Annotated in this window: 12 protein-coding genes; 8 read left to right on the top strand and 4 right to left on the bottom strand. The window is 72.3% G+C overall.

The window, feature by feature from the left end; genetic code table 11:
• Positions 1–269: 269 nt before the first annotated feature.
• On the top strand, positions 270–2,108 hold the full coding sequence (locus O0S08_RS02440; protein WP_269037328.1) for a WD40 repeat domain-containing protein: 1,839 nt from the start codon (positions 270–272) through the stop codon (positions 2,106–2,108).
• An 89-nt stretch (positions 2,109–2,197) separates the two neighbouring features.
• Here O0S08_RS02440 and O0S08_RS02435 read toward each other — a convergent pair whose 3' ends face one another.
• Positions 2,198–2,995, bottom strand: coding sequence for a DNA alkylation repair protein (locus O0S08_RS02435; RefSeq protein WP_269037327.1), 798 nt, complete (start codon positions 2,993–2,995; stop codon positions 2,198–2,200).
• 58 nt (positions 2,996–3,053) lie between these two features.
• On the opposite strand from O0S08_RS02435, the gene O0S08_RS02430 reads away from it, so the two are divergent.
• The 7 genes from O0S08_RS02430 (at position 3,054) to O0S08_RS02400 (ending at position 13,683) form a co-directional block, all read left to right on the top strand.
• Positions 3,054–4,430 (top strand): hypothetical protein, encoded by a 1,377-nt coding sequence (locus O0S08_RS02430; protein ID WP_269037326.1) that lies wholly within the window; start codon positions 3,054–3,056, stop codon positions 4,428–4,430.
• 455 nt (positions 4,431–4,885) lie between these two features.
• A complete protein-coding gene (locus tag O0S08_RS02425) occupies positions 4,886–6,103 on the top strand; it encodes a sigma-70 family RNA polymerase sigma factor (RefSeq protein WP_267772839.1) in 1,218 nt (405 codons plus the stop codon).
• 233 nt (positions 6,104–6,336) lie between these two features.
• Positions 6,337–8,367 (top strand): HAD-IC family P-type ATPase, encoded by a 2,031-nt coding sequence (locus tag O0S08_RS02420; RefSeq protein ID WP_269037325.1) that lies wholly within the window; start codon positions 6,337–6,339, stop codon positions 8,365–8,367.
• A complete protein-coding gene (locus O0S08_RS02415; RefSeq protein WP_269037324.1) occupies positions 8,364–11,108 on the top strand; it encodes an ATP-binding protein in 2,745 nt (914 codons plus the stop codon). Before O0S08_RS02420 ends, O0S08_RS02415 begins: the two co-directional genes overlap by 4 nt.
• On the top strand, positions 11,105–11,824 hold the full coding sequence (locus tag O0S08_RS02410) for a response regulator (protein WP_096329922.1): 720 nt from the start codon (positions 11,105–11,107) through the stop codon (positions 11,822–11,824). The genes O0S08_RS02415 and O0S08_RS02410 overlap by 4 nt, the downstream gene beginning before the upstream one ends.
• The gene (locus O0S08_RS02405; RefSeq protein ID WP_269037323.1) at positions 11,821–12,708 is read left to right on the top strand and encodes a CHASE3 domain-containing protein; all 888 of its coding nucleotides are present in this window, start codon (positions 11,821–11,823) and stop codon (positions 12,706–12,708) included. The genes O0S08_RS02410 and O0S08_RS02405 overlap by 4 nt, the downstream gene beginning before the upstream one ends.
• 468 nt (positions 12,709–13,176) lie before the next feature.
• Entirely contained in the window at positions 13,177–13,683 is a 507-nt protein-coding gene (locus O0S08_RS02400; RefSeq protein ID WP_269037322.1) for a hypothetical protein, read from the top strand.
• An 81-nt stretch (positions 13,684–13,764) separates the two neighbouring features.
• Here O0S08_RS02400 and O0S08_RS02395 read toward each other — a convergent pair whose 3' ends face one another.
• The 3 genes from O0S08_RS02395 to O0S08_RS02385 form a co-directional block, all read right to left on the bottom strand.
• The gene (locus tag O0S08_RS02395; RefSeq protein ID WP_269037321.1) at positions 13,765–15,480 is read right to left on the bottom strand and encodes a DUF3616 domain-containing protein; all 1,716 of its coding nucleotides are present in this window, start codon (positions 15,478–15,480) and stop codon (positions 13,765–13,767) included.
• A 330-nt stretch (positions 15,481–15,810) separates the two neighbouring features.
• Positions 15,811–17,481, bottom strand: a complete 1,671-nt coding sequence (locus O0S08_RS02390) for a hypothetical protein (RefSeq protein ID WP_269037320.1) — start codon at positions 17,479–17,481, stop codon at positions 15,811–15,813.
• Between the two features lie 688 nt (positions 17,482–18,169).
• Positions 18,170–18,868 carry a hypothetical protein gene (locus tag O0S08_RS02385; protein ID WP_269037319.1) on the bottom strand — a complete coding sequence of 233 codons (699 nt, stop codon included), beginning with the start codon at positions 18,866–18,868 and terminating at the stop codon, positions 18,170–18,172.
• Between the last annotated feature and the right edge of the window lie 200 nt (positions 18,869–19,068).

Raw genomic sequence — 19,068 nt, 5'->3', positions numbered from 1 at the left:
GATCGGCTTGGTCGCCGACGTTGACGAGGACGTCGGCGGCGCTCTGCCTGAAGGACGTCGAGCTGCGTGCCCATGAGCACGGCGGGCCACTTGCGTCGCGGGGGCCGGTGCGCTTGGATGCGCCGGTGCTTCACGCCCTCGTCGGGACTCGCTCCGTGGCGGCCGTCGCTCTCCTCCTCCTCGCCGGCTGTGCCAGGTCCGAGCCCTCGCCGGCGGCTTCCGTGGCGCCGCCGGCGGAGGGCGGCGCGACCGCTCCAGGCGAGGCGCGCGTGCTCGCGGCCTTGCCTGCGCCGGACGATCGCGCGGCCAAGGAAGACGTGCCGCCGGGCTTCACGTGCCGCATCGGTTCGGACCGGCTGGCGACGGTACGAGAATACGGCCCGGTGCTGTTCCCGGCGGCGGATCGACTGTACCTGGAGGGCCTCGGCAGCTGGGAGATCGCCGATGCCCGGTCGGGCGTCGTCCTCGAGCGATTCGAGCTGGGGACGGTCACCGCCGGTGTCTCGCCGTCGGGCACCTGCGCAGCGGTGGTGGAGGGCGACGAGCTCGCGCTGGTCCGGATGCCGGGGCGCGAGCCGATCAGCAGGCGCCAGTTCCCGTCGGGCGCCGACAAGGATGTCCTCCCGGCCGACGACTGCTCGGCGGCGCTCCAGCGGCAGGGCTTCGGCCGCGCCTGCGTGAGTCTGTTCGGCGACGCGCTGCAGTCGGAGGGCGAGCTGTGCGCGGGCATGGAGCTCCGGGCTTCGGCCTTGAGCGGCGACGGGCGACGGGTGGCGCTCGCGCCCAGCCGGATGGGCGAGAGCGATTATCAGGGAGACGGGATTCACGTGTTCGACCGGTCCTCCCGGGCGGAGATCGCCTTCTTGAAGCGGCGAGGCGAACACCTCGGGGAGGTCGATCTGTCGCGCGACGGCGGGCTCGTGGCGTTCATCGACGGCGACCAACTGCGCATCGCCGCCGTCCCGTCCGGCGCCGCGACGTCGAGCTTCACGCTGCCCGCGGGGACGACCGCGCGCAAGCTCGTGTTCTCGCCGTCCGGGAAGCGGCTGGGCCTCCTGCTCGAGCGATCGCAAGCGGCCTGGGAGTTCGGCCTGGTCATCCTCGACGTGGCCGCCGGCCAGCCGCTGTTCACGCAATGGGGACTGCCGTATCCCGGGCACGTCGCCTTCTCGCCGGACGAGACGCGCGTCGCTCACGCGGTGCACAGCGGCGTACGCGTCGTCGATGCAGTCACCGGTGAGGACCGCGCGGTGCCCGGGCGGCTGTTCAAGATCGAGAGCGCGGCGCTCTCGCCGGCGGGAGACCGCGCGGTGCTGAGTTCGGCGGGCCACCTGTCGATCTGGGACACCCGTGATTGCAGCCGTGTGGCCACATTCCCCAATGTGCCCGCGCTCCTCGAGCTCACGGTCCTGGCCGACGGCACGAGCGCGATGGGTCTCGACCAGGGAACACTCTACCGCGTGGATCTCCGCACCGGCGCGCGCACGTCCGCGAAGATCGGGTCGCCGTCCGACTGGACGGTCTCACCCGACGGCCGGCACGCGGTCCTCGGGTTGATGGGCGAGGGCCGCCAGCAGACCGTCACGGTGCTCGAGACGGCCAGCATGAAGGAGGTCCGGCGCACGGAGATCCCCGGCATCGGATCGATCGAGGAGCTGATCTTCTCGCCCGACGGGAAGAGCCTCCACGCAGTGGCGCCCGGAGGGCTGGCGCACGGCGATTCGCCGACGGGGGACACGAGCGTGATCGAGATCGACCCGACGACGGGCGCCCCCGGCCAGCGCTTCACGATCGCGGGCGTCTCGCAGGTGTACCTGGGCGCCGCGCTCGAGCAGGGCCGGGTGCTCGTCGTCAACAGCGCCCTGATCGATCGCCGCACCCGAAAGGAGCTGCCGCGAATCGGACCTTCGCTGCGAGCGGTGGCGAGCGATCACGCGACGGCCCTGTGGGAATTAGATAATGGGGTCTTCGCCTGGCCCACGGACCAGCCGCTCCCCGCGTCGCCGGTGGTGGGCCCGCTCCTGCACCCCTGGGCCACCGTCGGCCGGGATGCCGTCCTGCAATGCAACAATCAATCGTGCCTGGTCACGCGCGTCGCGGCGCGGTGAGCGGGCCAATCCTGCGTCTGCGAGGCTCCCATGACGCGCGGGCGTCCATGCACGACCCTCGGGCTCCCCTCGCGCGCGCGATGCTTCGTCTAACGCGCGCGCGACTTCGCGGCGGATGATTGCTTCGCGGCCGGCTTGGTCGTCTTCGCCGCCGTCTTTGCCGTCGCCGCTTTCGCGGCCGACTTCTTCGCCGCCGGCTGCTTCGCCTCCTGCTTCGCGCGGTGCTCGCGGGCCTTGGCGATGTAGCTGACCGCGTCGGGCGTCTTGCAGTCGGTGTCGCCGTGGTCGACCTCGACCGGGCCGATCTTCTTCGCCGAGGCGGTGGCGAGGCGGGCCAGGGCGTCGCTGCGGACGCCGATGGCGATCAGGGCCCGGTTCATCGCCTCGCGGGTGCGGTTGGGCGCGCCGTGGATCTCGCGCTCGATGCGGGGCAGCAGATCCGCGAAGAAGCTGTCCTCGAGGTCAGGTGAATCTTGGGTCAGGTGCGCCACCAGCACCCAGCCGGCCCGCCGCTGCGACTCGCCGGCGGCGTCGAGCCACGGTCCGACCGCCGTGTGCGCCGCCGGCAGGCGCGCGCCGAGCTGGCCGATCAGGGTGTCCGACTGCATGTTGCAGGCGGCCTCGGCCTGCCAGCTGCGCAGGACGTCGAGGTCGAACGCGGCGGGATCGGCGATCATCGCCGCCAGCACGCGGGCGTCGTGGTTTTTGCTCTGCCACAGCGCCCGCGCCAGCGCCTGGTCGCGGCCGAGGCGCTTGCGCAGCTTCTCGAGGTCGCCGAACTTGACCCCGAACATCGGCTCGGTCACGCCGTGGCGGCGGTAGGTCTTGCGGGTCTGCTCGCTGCCGAGGGCCTCGAGCTCATGGAGGACGTCTTGGGCCGCAGTCACTCGCGGCCGAGGGTCGCAACCCCACCGGGCCGGCGTCAAGCCGGTATACTCCGCGCCGATGCCGACCGCCCCCTCGGCCCACGCCGCCCGCGCCGGCGCCTGGGCGCTGCTCATCGTCCTGGCCACCGACCTCGTGCTGGAGCTGTCGCGCCGCCTCGTCCCGCTGCTGGCCGACGACGCCGCCGCCGGCTCGGCGTTCGGGCTCGGGTGGTACCACTGGTTCGGGTGGATCGCCCGGGCCGAGGCGCCGCTGCGCGCGCTGATGGCGGGGCTCGCAGTGGTCGCGCTGCTGCGTCTGCGGCGGGGTACCGCCGACTCTGGCGCGAGGGCCATGTTCCTCGGGGCAGGTCTGTCGACCGCGCTCGTGGCCGCCTCGCTGGTGTCCTATCAGTGGATGATCCTGCGCGACGCCGCGGCGCTCGTGGAGGCGAGCCCGATCTTGCGAGCGGCCCTGGTGTTCGACCGGCTGGCCGCGGCCCTGCTGCTCGCGGCCCTGCTGCGGGCGCGGCGGGCCTGGGGCCACGGGGTCGGGATGGCGTGGTCGATCGCGGCGCTGCTCTACACGCTCCGGCTGGCGCTGATCGTCGGCTTCATGGTGGCGGACGCGCCCGTGGTCGACCACGCGGACTACGTCCGCCGCGTGTGGATGACCCTCGCGTTCTACGTCACCGACATCGGGGCGGCGATGGCGACGCTGATCGCGTTCGCCCGCGTCGCCCCGGCCGAGCCCGCGGACGACCGCTACGCCGCCGCGGCGTCGGGCCTCGACCTCTACTTCCGCGCGCTGGTCACCCGCGTCACGCTGCTGGTGGTCGGCGTCGTCGTCACTCTGGCGTTCGGCCTGACCTCGCCGACGACCCGCGGCAAGCTGCTGTTCGCGGTGCTGGCGGTGCCGCTGCCGGCGGTGGTCGCCCAGCTCGCGGGGCTCACCCGCTACGCCGACGCGCCGCTGAAGATCGGCCGCGGCGCGCTGGGCGTCGCGCTGGTCGCGATGGCCGTCGGCCTCGCGATCGAGGTGATGACTCTGGTTCTGTTCGCCGAGCTGCTGTGGTCCGACGCGGAGCCGGGCGGATTCAGCTCGCGCGCCGAGCCCCGGGTGATCCTGGAAGCGATGACCTACGCCGGCGCGGGCGGTCAGCTCGTGGCGGTGATCGGCGCCGTGGCGCTGGTGCTGTCGCTGCGTCGCGCGGCGGTCAGCCTCCAGGCGCCGGCGCTGGCGGACCGCGCCGCGTGGCTGGTGGCCGCGCTGCTCGGAGTGTCCGGCGGGACCTTCGTACTGCTGCGATTGTTCGGCGAAACGCTGGCTCGCACGCCGATAGCATTGTTCGGCCTCGGCCTCGCAGCGCTGGTGCTCGGAGTGACGGTGTTCGTGTCGTGGTTGCGGCTCGTCGAGGGCGTCGCGCAGGAGCTGCGCGCGCGGGCCAAGGTCGCGTGAAAGTCTTTCGGGGCGAGTGCGACACGGCCCGAGACGAGCGCCGATGCTGACGCGCTGCGCGTAAAAACAGCGCGCGCGATGTCGCTGCGCCGGCGTGGTCGCGGTCACCGTGGAATGTGCATCACGGGCACGCAGCCGGCGTTCTGCGAGCATAACGCCGATATTGATAGGTTCTTGAGATCAGGTCCCGAAGTCCTGATACCCACTTGATCATCGGTGCCCTTAGGCTTGAAGGCGTCGAGTTCGCCGTCGGCCGATTAATCTTCGGCCGACATTCGGGTCCAACCGCGACATCGCAAGTGTGGCCCGGACCACCCTCTCTTTCAAGGAAATGCTGCGCCATGAATCGACACGCTTCGACCGTCGCATTTGCCCGACCCACCGCCACTCGTCGGCGCCGCAGCGCGGCTGCCGCCGAGGAGCCGACGCGTCCGGCCGAACTCGAAGAGACCGTCTTGCCGACCATCCCCGTCGACGTGAGCGACGCTCAGGGCCTGCTCGCCGCCTATTTCCGCGGCCTATCGGCAGTCGAGGTGATGAACAAGGACGAGGAGCTGGCCGCCGCGGTGCGGATCGCCAGCCTGCGCGCCACTTTTTGGCGCTCGATCCTGAATTATCCGCCCTTCATCGACGGTATCTGTGACCTCGCCCGCGAGGTGTTGCCCGCAGAGGTCAGTCCGGCCGAGGCGCTCGACACCATGAAGCGCACCTCGAGGGCGCTCCGCGACCGCGACCTGCTCAGCCATCAAAAGGCGTTCGAGGCCGCCCGCGAGGCGCTGTCGGAGAAGATGGGACTGGCCGACGTCGACAGCCTGGTGTCCGACCGGATCCTCGCCGACCTCGCCAACGTCGAGCAGGGCAACAACGACGGCCTGAGCATGCGCGTCAAGCTGCCGCGCAAGGGCAGCGTGCCCTTCCTTCAATACCTCACCACCGTCCGCGCCAACCACGTCGCGCTGGTGGCCGCCAAGAACGCGTTCGTCAAGGCCAACCTCCGCCTGGTGGTGACGATCGCCCGCCGCTTCAATCACGGGTCGATGCCGCTCCAGGACCTCATCCAGGAGGGCAACATCGGCCTGATGAAGGCGGTCGACCGCTTCGACCACCGCAAGGGCTTCCGCTTCTCGACCTACGGCTCGTGGTGGATCCGTCACGCGATCAGCCGCTCGATCACCGACAAGGCCCGCAGCGTGCGCCTGCCGGTGCACATGACCGACGCCTACAACAAGGTCAAGCGAGCTCGCCGCGAGTTCGAGGCGCTGCACGGCCGTCGCCCGACCGACGAGGAGATCGCGACGCTCACCGGCGTCAGCGTCGAGCGGATCCGCCGCATGCGCTGGGCGCTGGTCGAGGCGCCGATCAGCCTCGACCAACCACTGTCCGACGAGTCGGGCCTGACGATCCTCGACACCATCGAAGACGACAATCAGGTGCTGCCGTCGGAGCAGATCGACAGCGCCCTGCTGATGGAGGGTCTGCAGGAGGCGTTCGCGACCCTGGCGCCGATCGAGGCCGACATCCTCCGCAAGCGCGTCGGCATGGACGACGAGCCGGAGATGACGCTGAAGGAGATCGGCGAGCGCTACTCGCTGTCGCGCGAGCGGATCCGTCAGCTGCAGGAGCAAGCGCTGAGCAAGTTGCGCAGCGAGTTCGAGAAGCGTGCGCTGCTCTGAATGGATGGGCCGCGGGTGAGCGGGTCGCGCAGGCCGTCGCCCGCGACACGGAACATTGATCCACTCGCGTCGCGCCGCGCGCCGCCCCCGAATACGGCGGCGAGCGCGGCGCGAGCGGGTGTCGATACCCCCTGGCCCGCTCCCCCGTGTCTGCGGCAAGATCGGACGACTTCGCGTATTCCTGAACTGCGCCGTCGCATGCGTCCGGCGATCGGCGTCTTGTCCGAGGACCCGTGACCACCCGCAACCAACCCCACGCGCGCCGTCCGTTCGTCCGTCAGGCGATGCTCGACGCATTGCGCGAGCTCGACCCACGCGTGACCGTGCGACGCCCGCTGCTGCTCGGCACGGCGCTCGCCGCCGCCCTGGCGACGGTGCTGGCCCTCCTCCGTCCCGACGGCTTCACCGTCGCGACTGCAGTGTGGATCTGGGTGATGGTGGTGGTGCTCGCGCTCGCGGGCGTCCTCGTGCGAATGGGGGCCAACACCCTCACGATTCGCCTGCAACACGACGGCGAGCTGACCGCGCGCCGCCTGCGAGAGCTGAAGCGCGACGCGCAGGCCGAGGTGATTCCGGCGTCGCGGCTGCGCCGCGGCGATCTGGTGCACGTGCCCGCGGGCGACAACATCCCCGCCGACGGCGTGGTGGTGGCCGGCAGCGCGGTCATTCGCAGCACCCTGAGCGGGCGCTCGGTGCCGCTGGTGCGCGAGAGCGGGGCGGACCGCCGCGCGCTGGTGGCCGGCTCGGCGGTCCTCACCGGCTGGCTGATCGTCGACGTGTGGAGCAACCCGGGCGAGGACTTTCGCCAGCGATTGCTGGCGCTGGCCGAGCGGGCCCGCCTGGTCGCGCGCCAGGAGCCGCAAGGCCTGGCGGTGCTGCTGCTGGCGCTGACCGCGATGGGCCTGGCGGCCGGCGCGGCGCTGCAGCCGTGGGTGGCGCTGATGGTGTCCGGCGACCCGGCGCCGCTGGTCAACCTGCTGGCGCTGCTGGCCTGCGCGGTGCCGGCGAGCCTGGCCGGGCTGCAGGCGGCGCTCGACGTGGCGGCGTTCAAGCGGCTGCTGCGGCACAACGTGGTGACCGGCTCGGCCGCAGTGGTGCGCGCGCTGGGCCAGGTCGACGTGCTCCTGCTCGAGCGCGCGAGCGTGGCGGTCCGCGGCAACTGCGAGGCCGACGAGCTGATCCCGATGCCCGGGGTCGCGGTCGAGGAGCTGGCCGGCGCGGCGTTCCTCGCCAGCCTGGCCGACGAGACGCCCGAGGGCCGCAGCATCGTCGCCCTGGCCGAGCGCCGCTACGGGCTGGTGCCGGCGGGCCTGCAGCAGGCGCGCTTCATGCCCGGCGCGGGCCCGGGGCGAGTGACGGGCGTCGACCTGCCGGGCCGGCACCTGCGCAAGGGCGACGCCGACGCGATCCGCCAGTTCGTGCGCGAGCACAGCAGCGTCGAGCCGCCGGACGAGTTCCGCGCCGCGGTGCAGGCGGTCGCCGGCGACGGCGGCGTGGCCATCGGCGTGGCCGACGGCCCGCGCATGCTCGGCGTGGTCCGGCTGCGCTGCCGCGTGCGCGAGGCGCTGGCGCGGCTGCGGCGCTGCGGGGTGTTCACGGTGGTGTCGACGGCGGACACGCCGGCGGCGGCGGCGTCGCTGGCGGCCGAGGCGGGGGTCGACGACTTCCTGGCCGAGGCGACGCCGGAGGGCAAGCTGGCGCTGATCCGCCGCCACCAGGCCGCGGGCCGCAAGGTGGCGATGGTCGGCGACGGCAACCACGACGGCCCGGCGATGGCCCAGGCCGACGTGGCGGTGGCGCTCAACGCCGGGCCGCTGGCGGCGCGCGAGGCCGGCGGCCTGGTCGACCTCGACGGCGACCCGACCAAGCTGGTCGAGGCCGTCGAGCTCGGGCGCCAGCAGCGGGCCATCGGCGGCACGATCGCCGCCTGGTGCCTCGCCAGCGACCTCGCCCTGGCGCTCGCCCTGGTGCCGCTGGTCATCTCCGAGGCGCTGGTCCGCGGCGCCGAAAATGTGTCCCTCGGGACATGTTCCGAAGGACTGTCGCTGCTCGACCCGCTGGCGCTGCACTCGCCGCGCAGCGCGGTGCTCGCCGGGCTGATCGTCCACACCCTCACGCTGGCCTGCGTGGCGCCCCTGGCGCTGCGCTGGCGGGGCCCCGCGCGCAGCCGCCTGGCCGCCGCCCTGGTCGGCGTCGTCGTCACCCTGGCGGCCGTCAAGTCGCTCGACCTGTTGCTGTTCGCCGCGTTCGCGCCAGACCTATGAGCCTGATCCACCCCATCGAGGAGAAGAGCGTGGCCGACGGGCGGCGCGGGCGGCTCACGCTGTATTTCGGGGCGGCGCCCGGGGTCGGCAAGACCTACGCCATGCTCGAGGCGGCCCAGCGCCTGCGCCGGCAGGGCGTCGACGTGGTCGTCGGCGCGGCCGACACCCACGGGCGGCCGGAGGTCGCCGACCTGCTGCTCGGGCTCGAGCGCCTGCCGTCGCGCACCGTCGAGGTCCGCGGCAAGTTCATCGAGGAGTTCCACCTCGACGCGGCGCTGGTGCGCCGCCCGGGGCTCATCGTCGTCGACGACCTCGGGCACGTCAACGCCGCCGGCTCGCGCCACAGCCAGCGCTGGCACGACGTCGTCGACCTGCTGGCCGCCGGCGTCGACGTGATGTCGACGCTGTGCGTGCAGCAGCTCGAGAGCCAGCACGACGTGGTCCAGCAGATCACCTCGATGCGGGTCCGCGACCCGGTGCCGGACGCGATGTTCGAGCGCGCCGACCACGTCGAGTTCATCGACCCGCCGGCCAAGGAGATCCTCGCGCGCCTGCAGGACGGCAAGGTCTACATCCCCGAGCAGGACGCCCGGGCGGCGGCGGCGATGTACCGCAAGAACAGCCTGCTGGCGCTGCGCGAGCTGGCGCTGCGCCGCATGTCCCAACGGACAGGTCGTGAGAACCTGATCTACCGCAGCGCGCCGCGGCTCGGCGCCGGGCCGGTGTCGGAGCGGATCCTCGTGTGCATCGACCCGAGCCCGCTGGGGCCGCGGCTGATCCGCGCGGCCTTCCGCATGGCCACCGGGCTGCGCGCCGAGTGGCTGGCGCTGTACGTCGAGACGCCGCGGCTGGCGCTGGCCGGCGAGTCGGCGCGGGCCCAGGTCGGCGAGACCCTGCGCCTGGCCGAGCAGCTCGGCGCCGAGGTCGTGCACATCAGCGGCGCCCGCATCGACCGCGAGATCCTCGGCTTCGCCCGCGCCCGCGGCGCGACCCGCCTCATCATCGGCAAGCCGCTGCAGCACCGCTGGCGCGACGTCCTGCGCGGCTCGCTGGTCGACGCGCTGGTGCGCGGCTCGGGCGACCTCGACGTGCACGTGATCGCCGGCGACATCGCCCCCCACGAGGTCGCGCCGGTGCCCGCGCTGCGCTCGCCGATCCGCATCGCCGCCTACTTCTGGGCCGCGCTGACGGTCGCGGCCATCGCCGCCACCCGCCTGCTCCACCTGCCGCTGTTCTACGTGATCCTGCTGCTGCTGGTCGGCATCTCGCTGGTCGGCTCGCGCTTCGGCCGCGGGCCGGCGGTCGGGGCGGCGCTGCTCAGCGTCCTCGCGGTCGAGACGTCGCTGCGGCTCGGCCCCGACGCCCACCACGTCGACGACCTGCAGCGGGCGGCGATCTACCTCGGCATGCTGGTGCTGGCGCTGTGGGTCTCGGGCCTGACCGAGCTCAGCCGGCGCCAGGCCGAGGCGGCCCGCATCGACGAGCGGCGGCTGACCGCCCTCTACCTGCTGAGCCGCGAGCTGTCGCAGCTGCGCAGCGAGGTCGACATCGCCGAGTGTGCGATCAGACATGTCAAAAAGACCATGTCCGCAAGGACAGTCATCCTCCTGCCGGGGCACGACGGCGAGCTGGCGCCGGTGGCCGGGACCGACGTCGAGCTGACCACCGACGCGCGCGAGGAGGGCGTGGCGCGCTGGGCGTTCGAGCACGGGCCGGCCGGCCGCGGGACCGAGACGCTGAAGGCCGCGCAGGCGCTGTACCTGCCGCTGACGGCCGCCGGGCGCACGATCGGGGTCCTCGGCGTCGCCCCCGACGACCCCGACAAGCTGGCCAGCCCGGCCGAGCGCCAGCTGCTCGACGCCATGACCGGGCCGGTGGCGCTGGCGCTGCAGCGGGTCCGCCTGGCCGAGGAGGCCCAGATCGCGGAGGTCCGCGCGCGCGAGGAGGAGCTGCGCGGCTCGCTGCTGTCGTCCGTCAGCCACGACCTGCGCACGCCGCTGGCGTCGATCACCGGGGCGGCCAGCGCGATGATGGACAGCGGCGACGCGATCGCGCCGGAGACCCGGCGCGACCTGCTGCAGACCATCTACGAGGAGGCCGAGCGGCTCGGGCGGCTGGTCGGCAACCTGCTCGACATGACCCGGCTCGAGGCCGGCGCGGTGGCGCTGCGGACCGACTGGGTGTCGCTGGAGGACCCGATCGGCTCGGCGTTGTCGCGCCTCGACCGCCGGCTGGCCGGGCGCGAGGTGCAAGTCACGCTGCCGCCGGAGCTGCCGCTGTTGCCGCTCGACGAGGTGCTGTTCGAGCAGCTCATCCTCAACCTGCTCGAGAACGCGTGCAAGCACACGCCCGCCGGCAGCCCGGTGCGGGTGGTGGCGCGGGTGCAGGCCGGGCGGGTGGTCGTCGAGGTCGCGGATCGCGGGCCGGGGCTGCCGGCCGGTGAGGAGGAGACGATCTTCGAGAAGTTCGTGCGCGGCAGCAAGGCCAACACCCAGGGCTTCGGCCTCGGCCTGGCGATCTGCCGGGCGATCGCCGCGGCCCACGGCGGCGAGATCACGGCCGAGAACCGCGCCGGGGGCGGCGCGGTGTTCCGGATCAGCCTGCCCGTCGGCACCCCCCCGCCGGAACCCGGCCCCGACACCTCGCTCGCGTCGATGAGCGGCCCTCAGGGCGTGCTACACAACACGGCGAAGATCCTGCTGCAGCAGGCGCCGAGCCTGGAGGCGGAGACGACGACATGAGCGAACAGGGGCCATTGGTACTCATCGTCGAGGACGAGGCGCCGCTCCGGCGGTTCTTGCGGGCGGCGCTGGTCGCCCAGAACTACCGCCTGGTCGAGGCCGAGACGGCCGCCGAGGGGCTGCAGCGGGCGACCGAGCACAACCCGGACATCGTCCTGCTCGACCTCGGCCTGCCGGACGGCGACGGGCTCGACGTCACCTCGCGGCTGCGCGAGTGGACGCGGGTGCCGATCATCGTGCTGTCGGCGCGCGGCCAGGAGCGCGACAAGGTCCAGGCGCTCGACGCCGGCGCCGACGACTACTTGACGAAGCCGTTCGGCACCAGCGAACTGCTGGCGCGGATCCGGGTGGCGCTGCGGCGGGTCGCCGAGCGCACGCCGACCGAGGAGCCGATCGTGTCGCTCGGCGAGGTCACGGTCGACCTGGCGCGCCGCCTCGTCACCCGCGCGGGCAAGCCGGTCCACCTCACGCCGCACGAGTACAAGCTGCTCACCACCCTGCTCAAGTACGCCGGCAAGGTCGTGACCCACAAGCAGCTGCTCAAGGAGGTGTGGGGCCCGCAGGCGGTCAGCCAGACCCATTACCTCCGCGTCTACATGGCCCAGCTGCGGCAGAAGCTCGAGGGCGATCCGGCCCGGCCGCGCTACCTGACCACCGAGCCGGGCGTCGGCTACCGCCTGCGCTCGGAGGACGACATCGCCGGAGGCGCCTCATGACGGCCGCCCGCGACCTGCACGCGTCGCTGTTCAACACCACCCAGGCCCTGCCCGCCGTCGCCGACGAGCTGCCGGTGCCGCGCCTGCGCCGGCTCATGCTCAAGGCGCTGGTCCTGCCGATCACCGTGATGCTGCTGCTGTGCGCCCTGCTGGCCTTCAAGCTGGTCGCCGCCGCCGAAGACGGGACCGAGGCCGCGCGCGCCCGCACCGTCATCGCCGAGGCCAACCGCGTGCAGCGGCTGGTCATCGACCAGGAGGCGGCCCTGCGCGGCTTCGTGATCGATCATGAGGACATGTTCCTTCCGCCCTTGCACTTGGGACATGTGATGGTCCCGCCGGCGCTGCGCCGGCTGGCCGAGCTGACGGCCGGCGACCCCGAGCAGGAGGCCCGCGCCGCCGCCCTGGCGGCCGCGTACGGGCGCTGGGCCGGGGCCACCGGGCTGGCGCCCGCGACCACCAAGTCGGGCGGGCCGCTGGTCCGCCCCGGCGAGGCGTCGCGCCTGCAGCTGGCCGCGCGCGAGGCCCAGCTCGACTCGGTGCGCCAGCTGGTGCGCCAGCTGGTCGACGCCGAGGACCAGCGGCTGCGCGACGACGAGGCCGCCGGCGGCTGGTCGCTCCCGGCGATGGTCGTCGGCGCGGCCGCGGCGCTGGCCCTGATCGGCTTCACCACGTCGGTGCTGCGCCGATCGATCCGCCGCATGGAGGGCATCTACGCCAAGGCCCTCGCGCTGCGCCGCCACAGCGAGGCCAACGAGCGCGCGGCCCGGCAGTCGGCCGAAGCCCTGGCCGCCGAGGTCACCGCCCAGAGCCGCGAGCTGCAGACCCGCTTCCGGGCGATGCGCGACGAGCTCGAGCTGGCCCGCGCGCACCTGCGGGTGGGCTGACTCTTCGGACATATTTTCTGTCTTTTGGGGCATGTCGTCGCCCCGTTCGATCGCCCGCCGAGCCGATGGGCCGCGGTGACCCCGGGACTTCCCGGCGTGCACATCGGAGATACTCGCATGCCGAACCGGTGATGCGCGGCCGACCCCTCCCATTCGCCGCGATCGGGTCGACGCATCGGGGGCTCGCGCACATCGCCGTCGCGGCTTTCGGGGCCGCTGCGGCCGCGGGCGCGCCGCGGAGAAAAAGAGGAGTCGGCGCAATTGAATCGTCCGATTCGGCCACTCTGCGATGAGGAGACGGACGTCATCGCCGACGCTGCAAACCCTGACATGGGCAGCTCGGGCCATCAGGCCGCGGAGGCCCGAGATCGCGGCGACGTGTCTGCCTTTGGCAGATCGATCGGACGTTCAAAAATCCGTCCATTGTGCGCAACTGGCCGAAATCAAGCCATTCGACAGGAGATTGACATGAAAAAGCTACTTCTCATCGCAACGACCTTCGCCAGCGCCTTCATCGTGGGATCTCCCGAGGCGGCAGCCGCAGATCAGCAGCAGACGGCAGTGACCGCGTGTTCCGTGACCGCCGGCGGCAGCCTCCTCGCCCTCAACAGCTACGTCGGGCTCTCCACGGGCACCGGGACCGCGAGCTTGCACTGCCCCGTGGACGTGAACCTCGCCAGCTTCGACACCATCCAGGTGTCGTACCGCGACTCCGACGGGACGGGCAACACCGCGCACGTGGAGGTCCTGATGGTGGCCGTCGACAAGACCAGCGCCGTGTTCGGGACCGCGTACGTGATCTTCCAGTCGAGCGATTACGCCACGACCCTGTGGAACAACAAGACGCAGGTGCTGGCGTCGACTTTCAACCTCGACCACGCCAACTACTACTATTACCTGAAGATCAACCTGAGCCGGACCAATACCTCGGCCTTCGCCCCGATCGGTCACGTGAAGCTGCTCACCACGCCCTGAGCGGGCGCAAAAGCCTGTCCCGAGGGACAGGCTCCTGCGGTGCGAGCTCGCCGGGGTCCGGGCCGCGGACCCCGGCGCGCTTCAGGGCACGTGGACGATGACGTCGCTGAAGTACCGGCTCGAGACCGACTTGTCCTTGCAGATCGTGCCGCTGATCAGGTGCTCGCCCTGGTCGAAGACGACCTGAACGTCGTGGGTGTCGGGATAGACGACGATCGCCTCGGGCCCCGAGTCGGTCGGGAACGAGGTGATGTTCTGGACCAGCACGGGCGCCTGTCCGGCGACGCCGCTCCACTTGTAGAGGCGGAACGGGCCGGCCGCGCCGTCCTTCGGGCCGGCGAGGATCAGCATCGCCGCGTGCACCGGCGACCAGGACATCCCGCGCACGCGCAGGCCGCCGAGGTCGAGGAGGATCGCCTCGCCGAATTGCGCGACCGCGCCGCCCAGCACCGCGTCGGCGTTGAGCAAGGTGACGAGGATCGCGTCGGTGCCCTGGAGCGGGTTGCGGAAGCCGACCACGAGCTGCTTCGGCCGCTGCGCCGTCGGCAGCCACGCGAGGCCCTCGATGTTGCTGCCGTTGACCTTGGGCGCGAGGTTGGCGTCGGTCGCCTTGCTCAGGTTGGCCGCGGTGGCGAGGGTGGCGATCACGCTGGCGTTCGGCGTCAGCCAGTTGGCGCTCTTGACCATGTCGTCGAGCAGCTTCGACGTGTACCCGACGGTGGTAAGCGACACGTTCGGCGCGGTCCCGGCGACGTCGACGGCGAAGAAGCGGTAGCGCATGCGCTCGAGGTTCCCGCTCTTGTCGCGGCCGTGCGAGCTGACGATATAGATCCGGTCGCCGATCCGCGCCGCATCCTCGAGGTCGGCCTCGTCCGAGGTCGACAGACTGATGCTCGCGGACACGTCGACGCTCCTGGCCGCGTTGGCGTCGGCGCCGCGTCGGTAGACCCGCAGGCCCTGGTCCTCGTCGTTGCCGTCGAGGAAGTACGAGCCGTCGAGGGCGACGCCGAACGAGCCGTCGCAGCTCTGCTTGTAATTGCCGGGGGTCGGGTCGAGGACGACCTCGCCGGGGTCGCCGCCGTCGCCGGTGGTGTCGCCCGCGTCGGCCTCGTGCCAGGTCACGGTCAGCTTGGGCCGCCTGGCCTTGGTGCCGTACTCGCTGGCGCGGAACTCGAGGCGATTGCTGGTACCCGCGCCGTCGAGGAAGAAGCCGCGGTTGCTGGTCGGGTTCGCCACCCACTGCTGCACCAGCGCGACGCCGGCGGCGTTGAGCGAGAAGGTCACGGACCCGGTCTCGGCCGCGGAGAACGAGCCGAGCGCGACGGTCCCGCGATCGCCGGTGCCGTAGCCGCCGGCGGTCTGCCAGCTGCTGCCGGTGGTCCACGCGTTCCAGGTCGCGTTCGCCTCGTTCCACGCGCGCCTGGCCTCGTACAGCGAGAACGTCTCGGGGCTCTTGTCGGAGATCTCGAGGGTGACGGTGACGGCCTCGACGACGGCGGTGGTCGGGATCGATGCGCTCAGGTCCCACGACAGCAGGGAAACGACCTCGGTCGCCTCCTCGACGGAGAGGCTGGTGTCGCCGCCGTTCTTGGTGCTCGGCGAGTCGCCGTCGAGCATGGTGTCGCGGGTGCCGGCGTAGCTGCTGGTCGGCGACTGGCCGTCCTGGAAGCTGACGATCACCGGCCCGCCGGCGCGCGCGGTCACGGCGTCGTCGCCGTCCTCGCAGCCGAACGGCACGAATGCGAGCGCACCGCCCGCGACGAATGAGAGGAGACGAATGGAGCGAGTGTGGAGCATGAGAGCGCGAACATCGGGCCGGACGGGCCCGCGCGCCGGCCAACCTACGCCCTCGGAGTCACGAACGCGGTGACATGTCGGTCACGGCCACGCTGCGTCCCGTCACGGCGGCGTGATCGATCGGTGACGGACGGTCCGCGAGCGCGTCGCGAGGTTGCAGCGAGCCGCTCATGCACACAGTAGATGGGCAATGGGTTCGAGCCAGACGTCGCACGGCGCGGTCGGGCCCCGGATGAAGCGCGGCGAAGGTAGCGAGGCCGGTGTCCGGGGCGACCTGTCCCCGACTGCCGGCGAGCGCATGTCCCGAAGGACAGGCTCGAGAAGGACGGTTCACGGGAGCTGCGCGAGCGGCAGCGTCGCCGGGGACAGGTCCTCGGGATCCGTCGTCAGGACGGCGATCGTGAGCGGGCGGCTGGCGGTGTACTCCGGCGCGCCGAAGACCTCGGCGATGTTGTGGGGGAGCGGGTGGTCCAGCTCCTTCAGGTAGCTGTCGCAGGCGAAGAAGACGCCGTCGAGCTCGCTGCGGGCGAGGCCGTCGCGGGTGCAGCGTTCGAAGTAGGCCTGTGCCTCGGCGAGGAGCGGTCCGCGGCGCGCGTCGAGGTCGTCGGCGTGGAGCCGGGCGGCGTCCTCGTTGAAAAAGCCGCCCACGGGCGTCACGCGGCAGATCGAGCGTGCGTGCGCCGCGGCCAGGATGCCGGCGCGCCACCAGGCGTCGCGCGCGAAGCGACCGCCGCCGGCGCGGTCGGCGAATGCGAGGAGGCGCGCTTCCAGGGCGTCGGCCTCGGCGGCGCGCTCGGCGAGGAAGGCCGGATAGCGCCGGCGCACGTCGACCTCGACCTGCGCCATCTGCCGCCGCAGCTCCTGGCGATCCTCCGGCGCGCTCGAGCGGTGCAGCCAGCGATCGGGGGCGAGCCGCAGATCCTCGGGGAGCTCACGCCCGAGGTAATCCTCCACCGCGGCATCCAGCGTCCGGAGCTCGGCGATCGCCAGCGCGGCCTCGAACTCGGGGCGCAGCGGGTCCTCGGCGGCGAGCGACACCCCGCGAGCGAGCCGGAGCGCGCGGTCGAAGTGCCGGATCGCCTCGCGGGCGCCCGCGGGATCGCGCCCAGCCTGCTCAAGCAGCGGGGTGCGGGGGGTGCACCAAGCGCGGATGGGACGCCGCTCCCGGGGGATGGGGGGCTCCGTCCGCTTCCGGGACAGGGTGATGTAGCCGCGGCCGCAGCTGGTGGCCCGGGGCATCCTCCATTGTAGCTTCACACACAGACCCGACCACCATTCAGAGCAGGAGTTGTCCCAGAGGATCTTGCCGATCGTGCTCTCGGTGATGGCGCGGCGCGCGAGACCGCCGGCCTTCGCGTGACGGCGGAGGTACGCGCGAGCGTGTGCGAGCTGGAGATCGTAGGGGTCGGGCGGGTAGTAGCCCGAGCCCCTGGCGACGCCCCACAGCGCGCCGAGGAGCCGCCTGTCGACGGCGCCGATCCATTCGCGCCGCCGCCAGAACCACTCGGCAGCCGCCCCGGGATCGTGGGCGCTGCCGCGGTCGATGGCGTCGAGGTCGGCGGCGACGAGGTCGAGCTGGCCGAGGCCGAGGCGGATCTCCGCGGCCTGCCACAGCCGCTCGAGCTGCTCCGCAGGGACTCGCCGTGCGCGCGGCTCGGACTCGAAGGCCCAGGCCGCCAGCTCGAGGCGACCGAGGTCGAGGCTGCGGCGGCCGAGCGCCACGAGCGTCGCGGCCGCCGAGGACGGTGAGGCGACGAGCAGGCGCTCGGCCCAGCGGCGGGCGTCGTCGAGCCGGCCTGCCGCAGCATGACAGGCGACCAGGCGCTCGAGCGCTGCGCCGACGCCGGCACCGTCGCGCGCGAGGTCCCGCCCCTCCGCCTCGCAGGCGAGGTCGACGCCCGGCTCGCCCGCGCCGGCGAGAGCTCGCTCGAGCTCGGCCGTCAGCGACTCCGCGGGCGGGGCTGCGAGGGCGAGGAGAGCGGTCAAGACGAGGCCGATCATGGTGTCTCCTGAGACATGTCCGAAAAACAATGTCCTTTTGGCAATTCTTTCAAAGACATGTCCTTAAAGACATTTTTTAATCTGCACTGGACGGGCGTCATGCGAGCGCAGGCGGTGGCGGTGACGCTGCAATCGGCGTACGTGCAGTATAAGGCAACCTGCCGAGGCAGGTCGTGACGACGCGCGCGGCCGGGCATGGGCGTCGTCGGCCGTCGCTCGTCGGTCCCGGGCTCGCCCGGCGACCTCCCACCTCGCGCCTTGCCGACCTGTCGAGGCTCGGAGAGAGGCGCCCTGCCGAGGCAGCTCACGGCGACGCGCGCAGGCGGGCATGGGAGCATCGTCGGCCGCCGCTCGTCGGTCCCAGGTCCGCCCGGCATCCCCCGTCCTCACGCCTTGCCGGCCTGGCGGATCTCGGCGGGAGGCCTCTCGAAGGGCAACGGTCACGGAACAAAGCGCACGGTCCCTGCCGACCTCCCCATGTCGTTCGGCCCCTGCGACTGCGACTCCACGGCCGCGACTTGTCCTCCGAGGCCTGGCCCCTCGCGCACGCCCCCGCGCTCGATTGACCCGCGAAATGCCCCTTCGCGGCGCCCCGGACGATGTCTTCGGAAGTCGAGAGCCGGTGCGGGCCGAGGATCGCCGGAGGCAACGTCCTCCCTCGCGCGCGGCCGCGCTCGCGGACCGCAGCTCAGGCGGGGTCGAGGGCGACGACCCGGCTCTCCGGGCGCGCGTCGACCTCGAGGCGCTGGCAGCGGACCGGGCGCGCTCTCCAGTCGATGGGGGTGAACTTGTGGCCGGTCTCGGCCTGCGCGGCGGCGGCGGCGGCCTGGATCTTCTCGGCCGACAGCGGCCCGGGGCCGTCGGCCTCGAGGATCGCAGCCGCCCGCTCCATCAGCGCGCGATCCTCGGGGCTCGCGGGCGGGCTGACGGCGACGCAGACCGTGTACGTGCCCTCGGCCACGTTGCGGAACAGGGCCGGCCGGGCGGCATCCTCGCCGCCGAGCAGGATCTCCTTGCGCACGCCCTCGCCGGGCTCATTCTCCAGCGCCACGAGGCTGGTGGGCGCTTCGGGGAGCTCGCCGGCGAACAGCACGTAGCGCGACTGCTGGGCGTCGCTCGGCACGGCGACATCGACCCGCAACATTTGTTCGGCGGCGAGCTGGTCGAGGAGGGCGCGGTCGACCTTCGCCTGCCCGAGCGCCCGAGACTCGGCGAGCCTCCCTCGCCTGGCCAACAACTTGGCGCGGTCGGCCTCCGTGCGCTCGGGCGCCGAGACGGTGGCGAGCTCGGCCGGCTCGGCGGGCGACCCGGTCAGGTCGTCGTCGCAAGCGGTGAGCAGCGCGGTGGACAGGAGGATGGAGGTGAGGAGCGGTCGGGGCGCAGACATCGAAATTTCCTGGTCGCAACCTCCAAGTTCCACGAGCCGGCCGATCAATTTCCGCGTCCTGAAAAAAATCGTCGGCGGCCGTCCTCGCGCGTGACCGCGCGGCGGGACCTGGAGCCCGCGATGCTCGGTCCACGGAGAAGCTGTTCGGAAGGACAGGAGGGTTCGACCCCTGGCGCGAGCGGCGCGGACGCGGCCATCAA

Origin of the sequence: Nannocystis punicea (assembly GCF_026965555.1) — a bacterium.
In the GTDB taxonomy this organism is placed as follows: Bacteria; Myxococcota_A; Polyangia; order Nannocystales; family Nannocystaceae; genus Nannocystis; species Nannocystis punicea.
The sequence above is the reverse complement of the archived record's forward strand: the minus strand, read 5'-3'. Positions and strand labels throughout refer to the sequence as shown.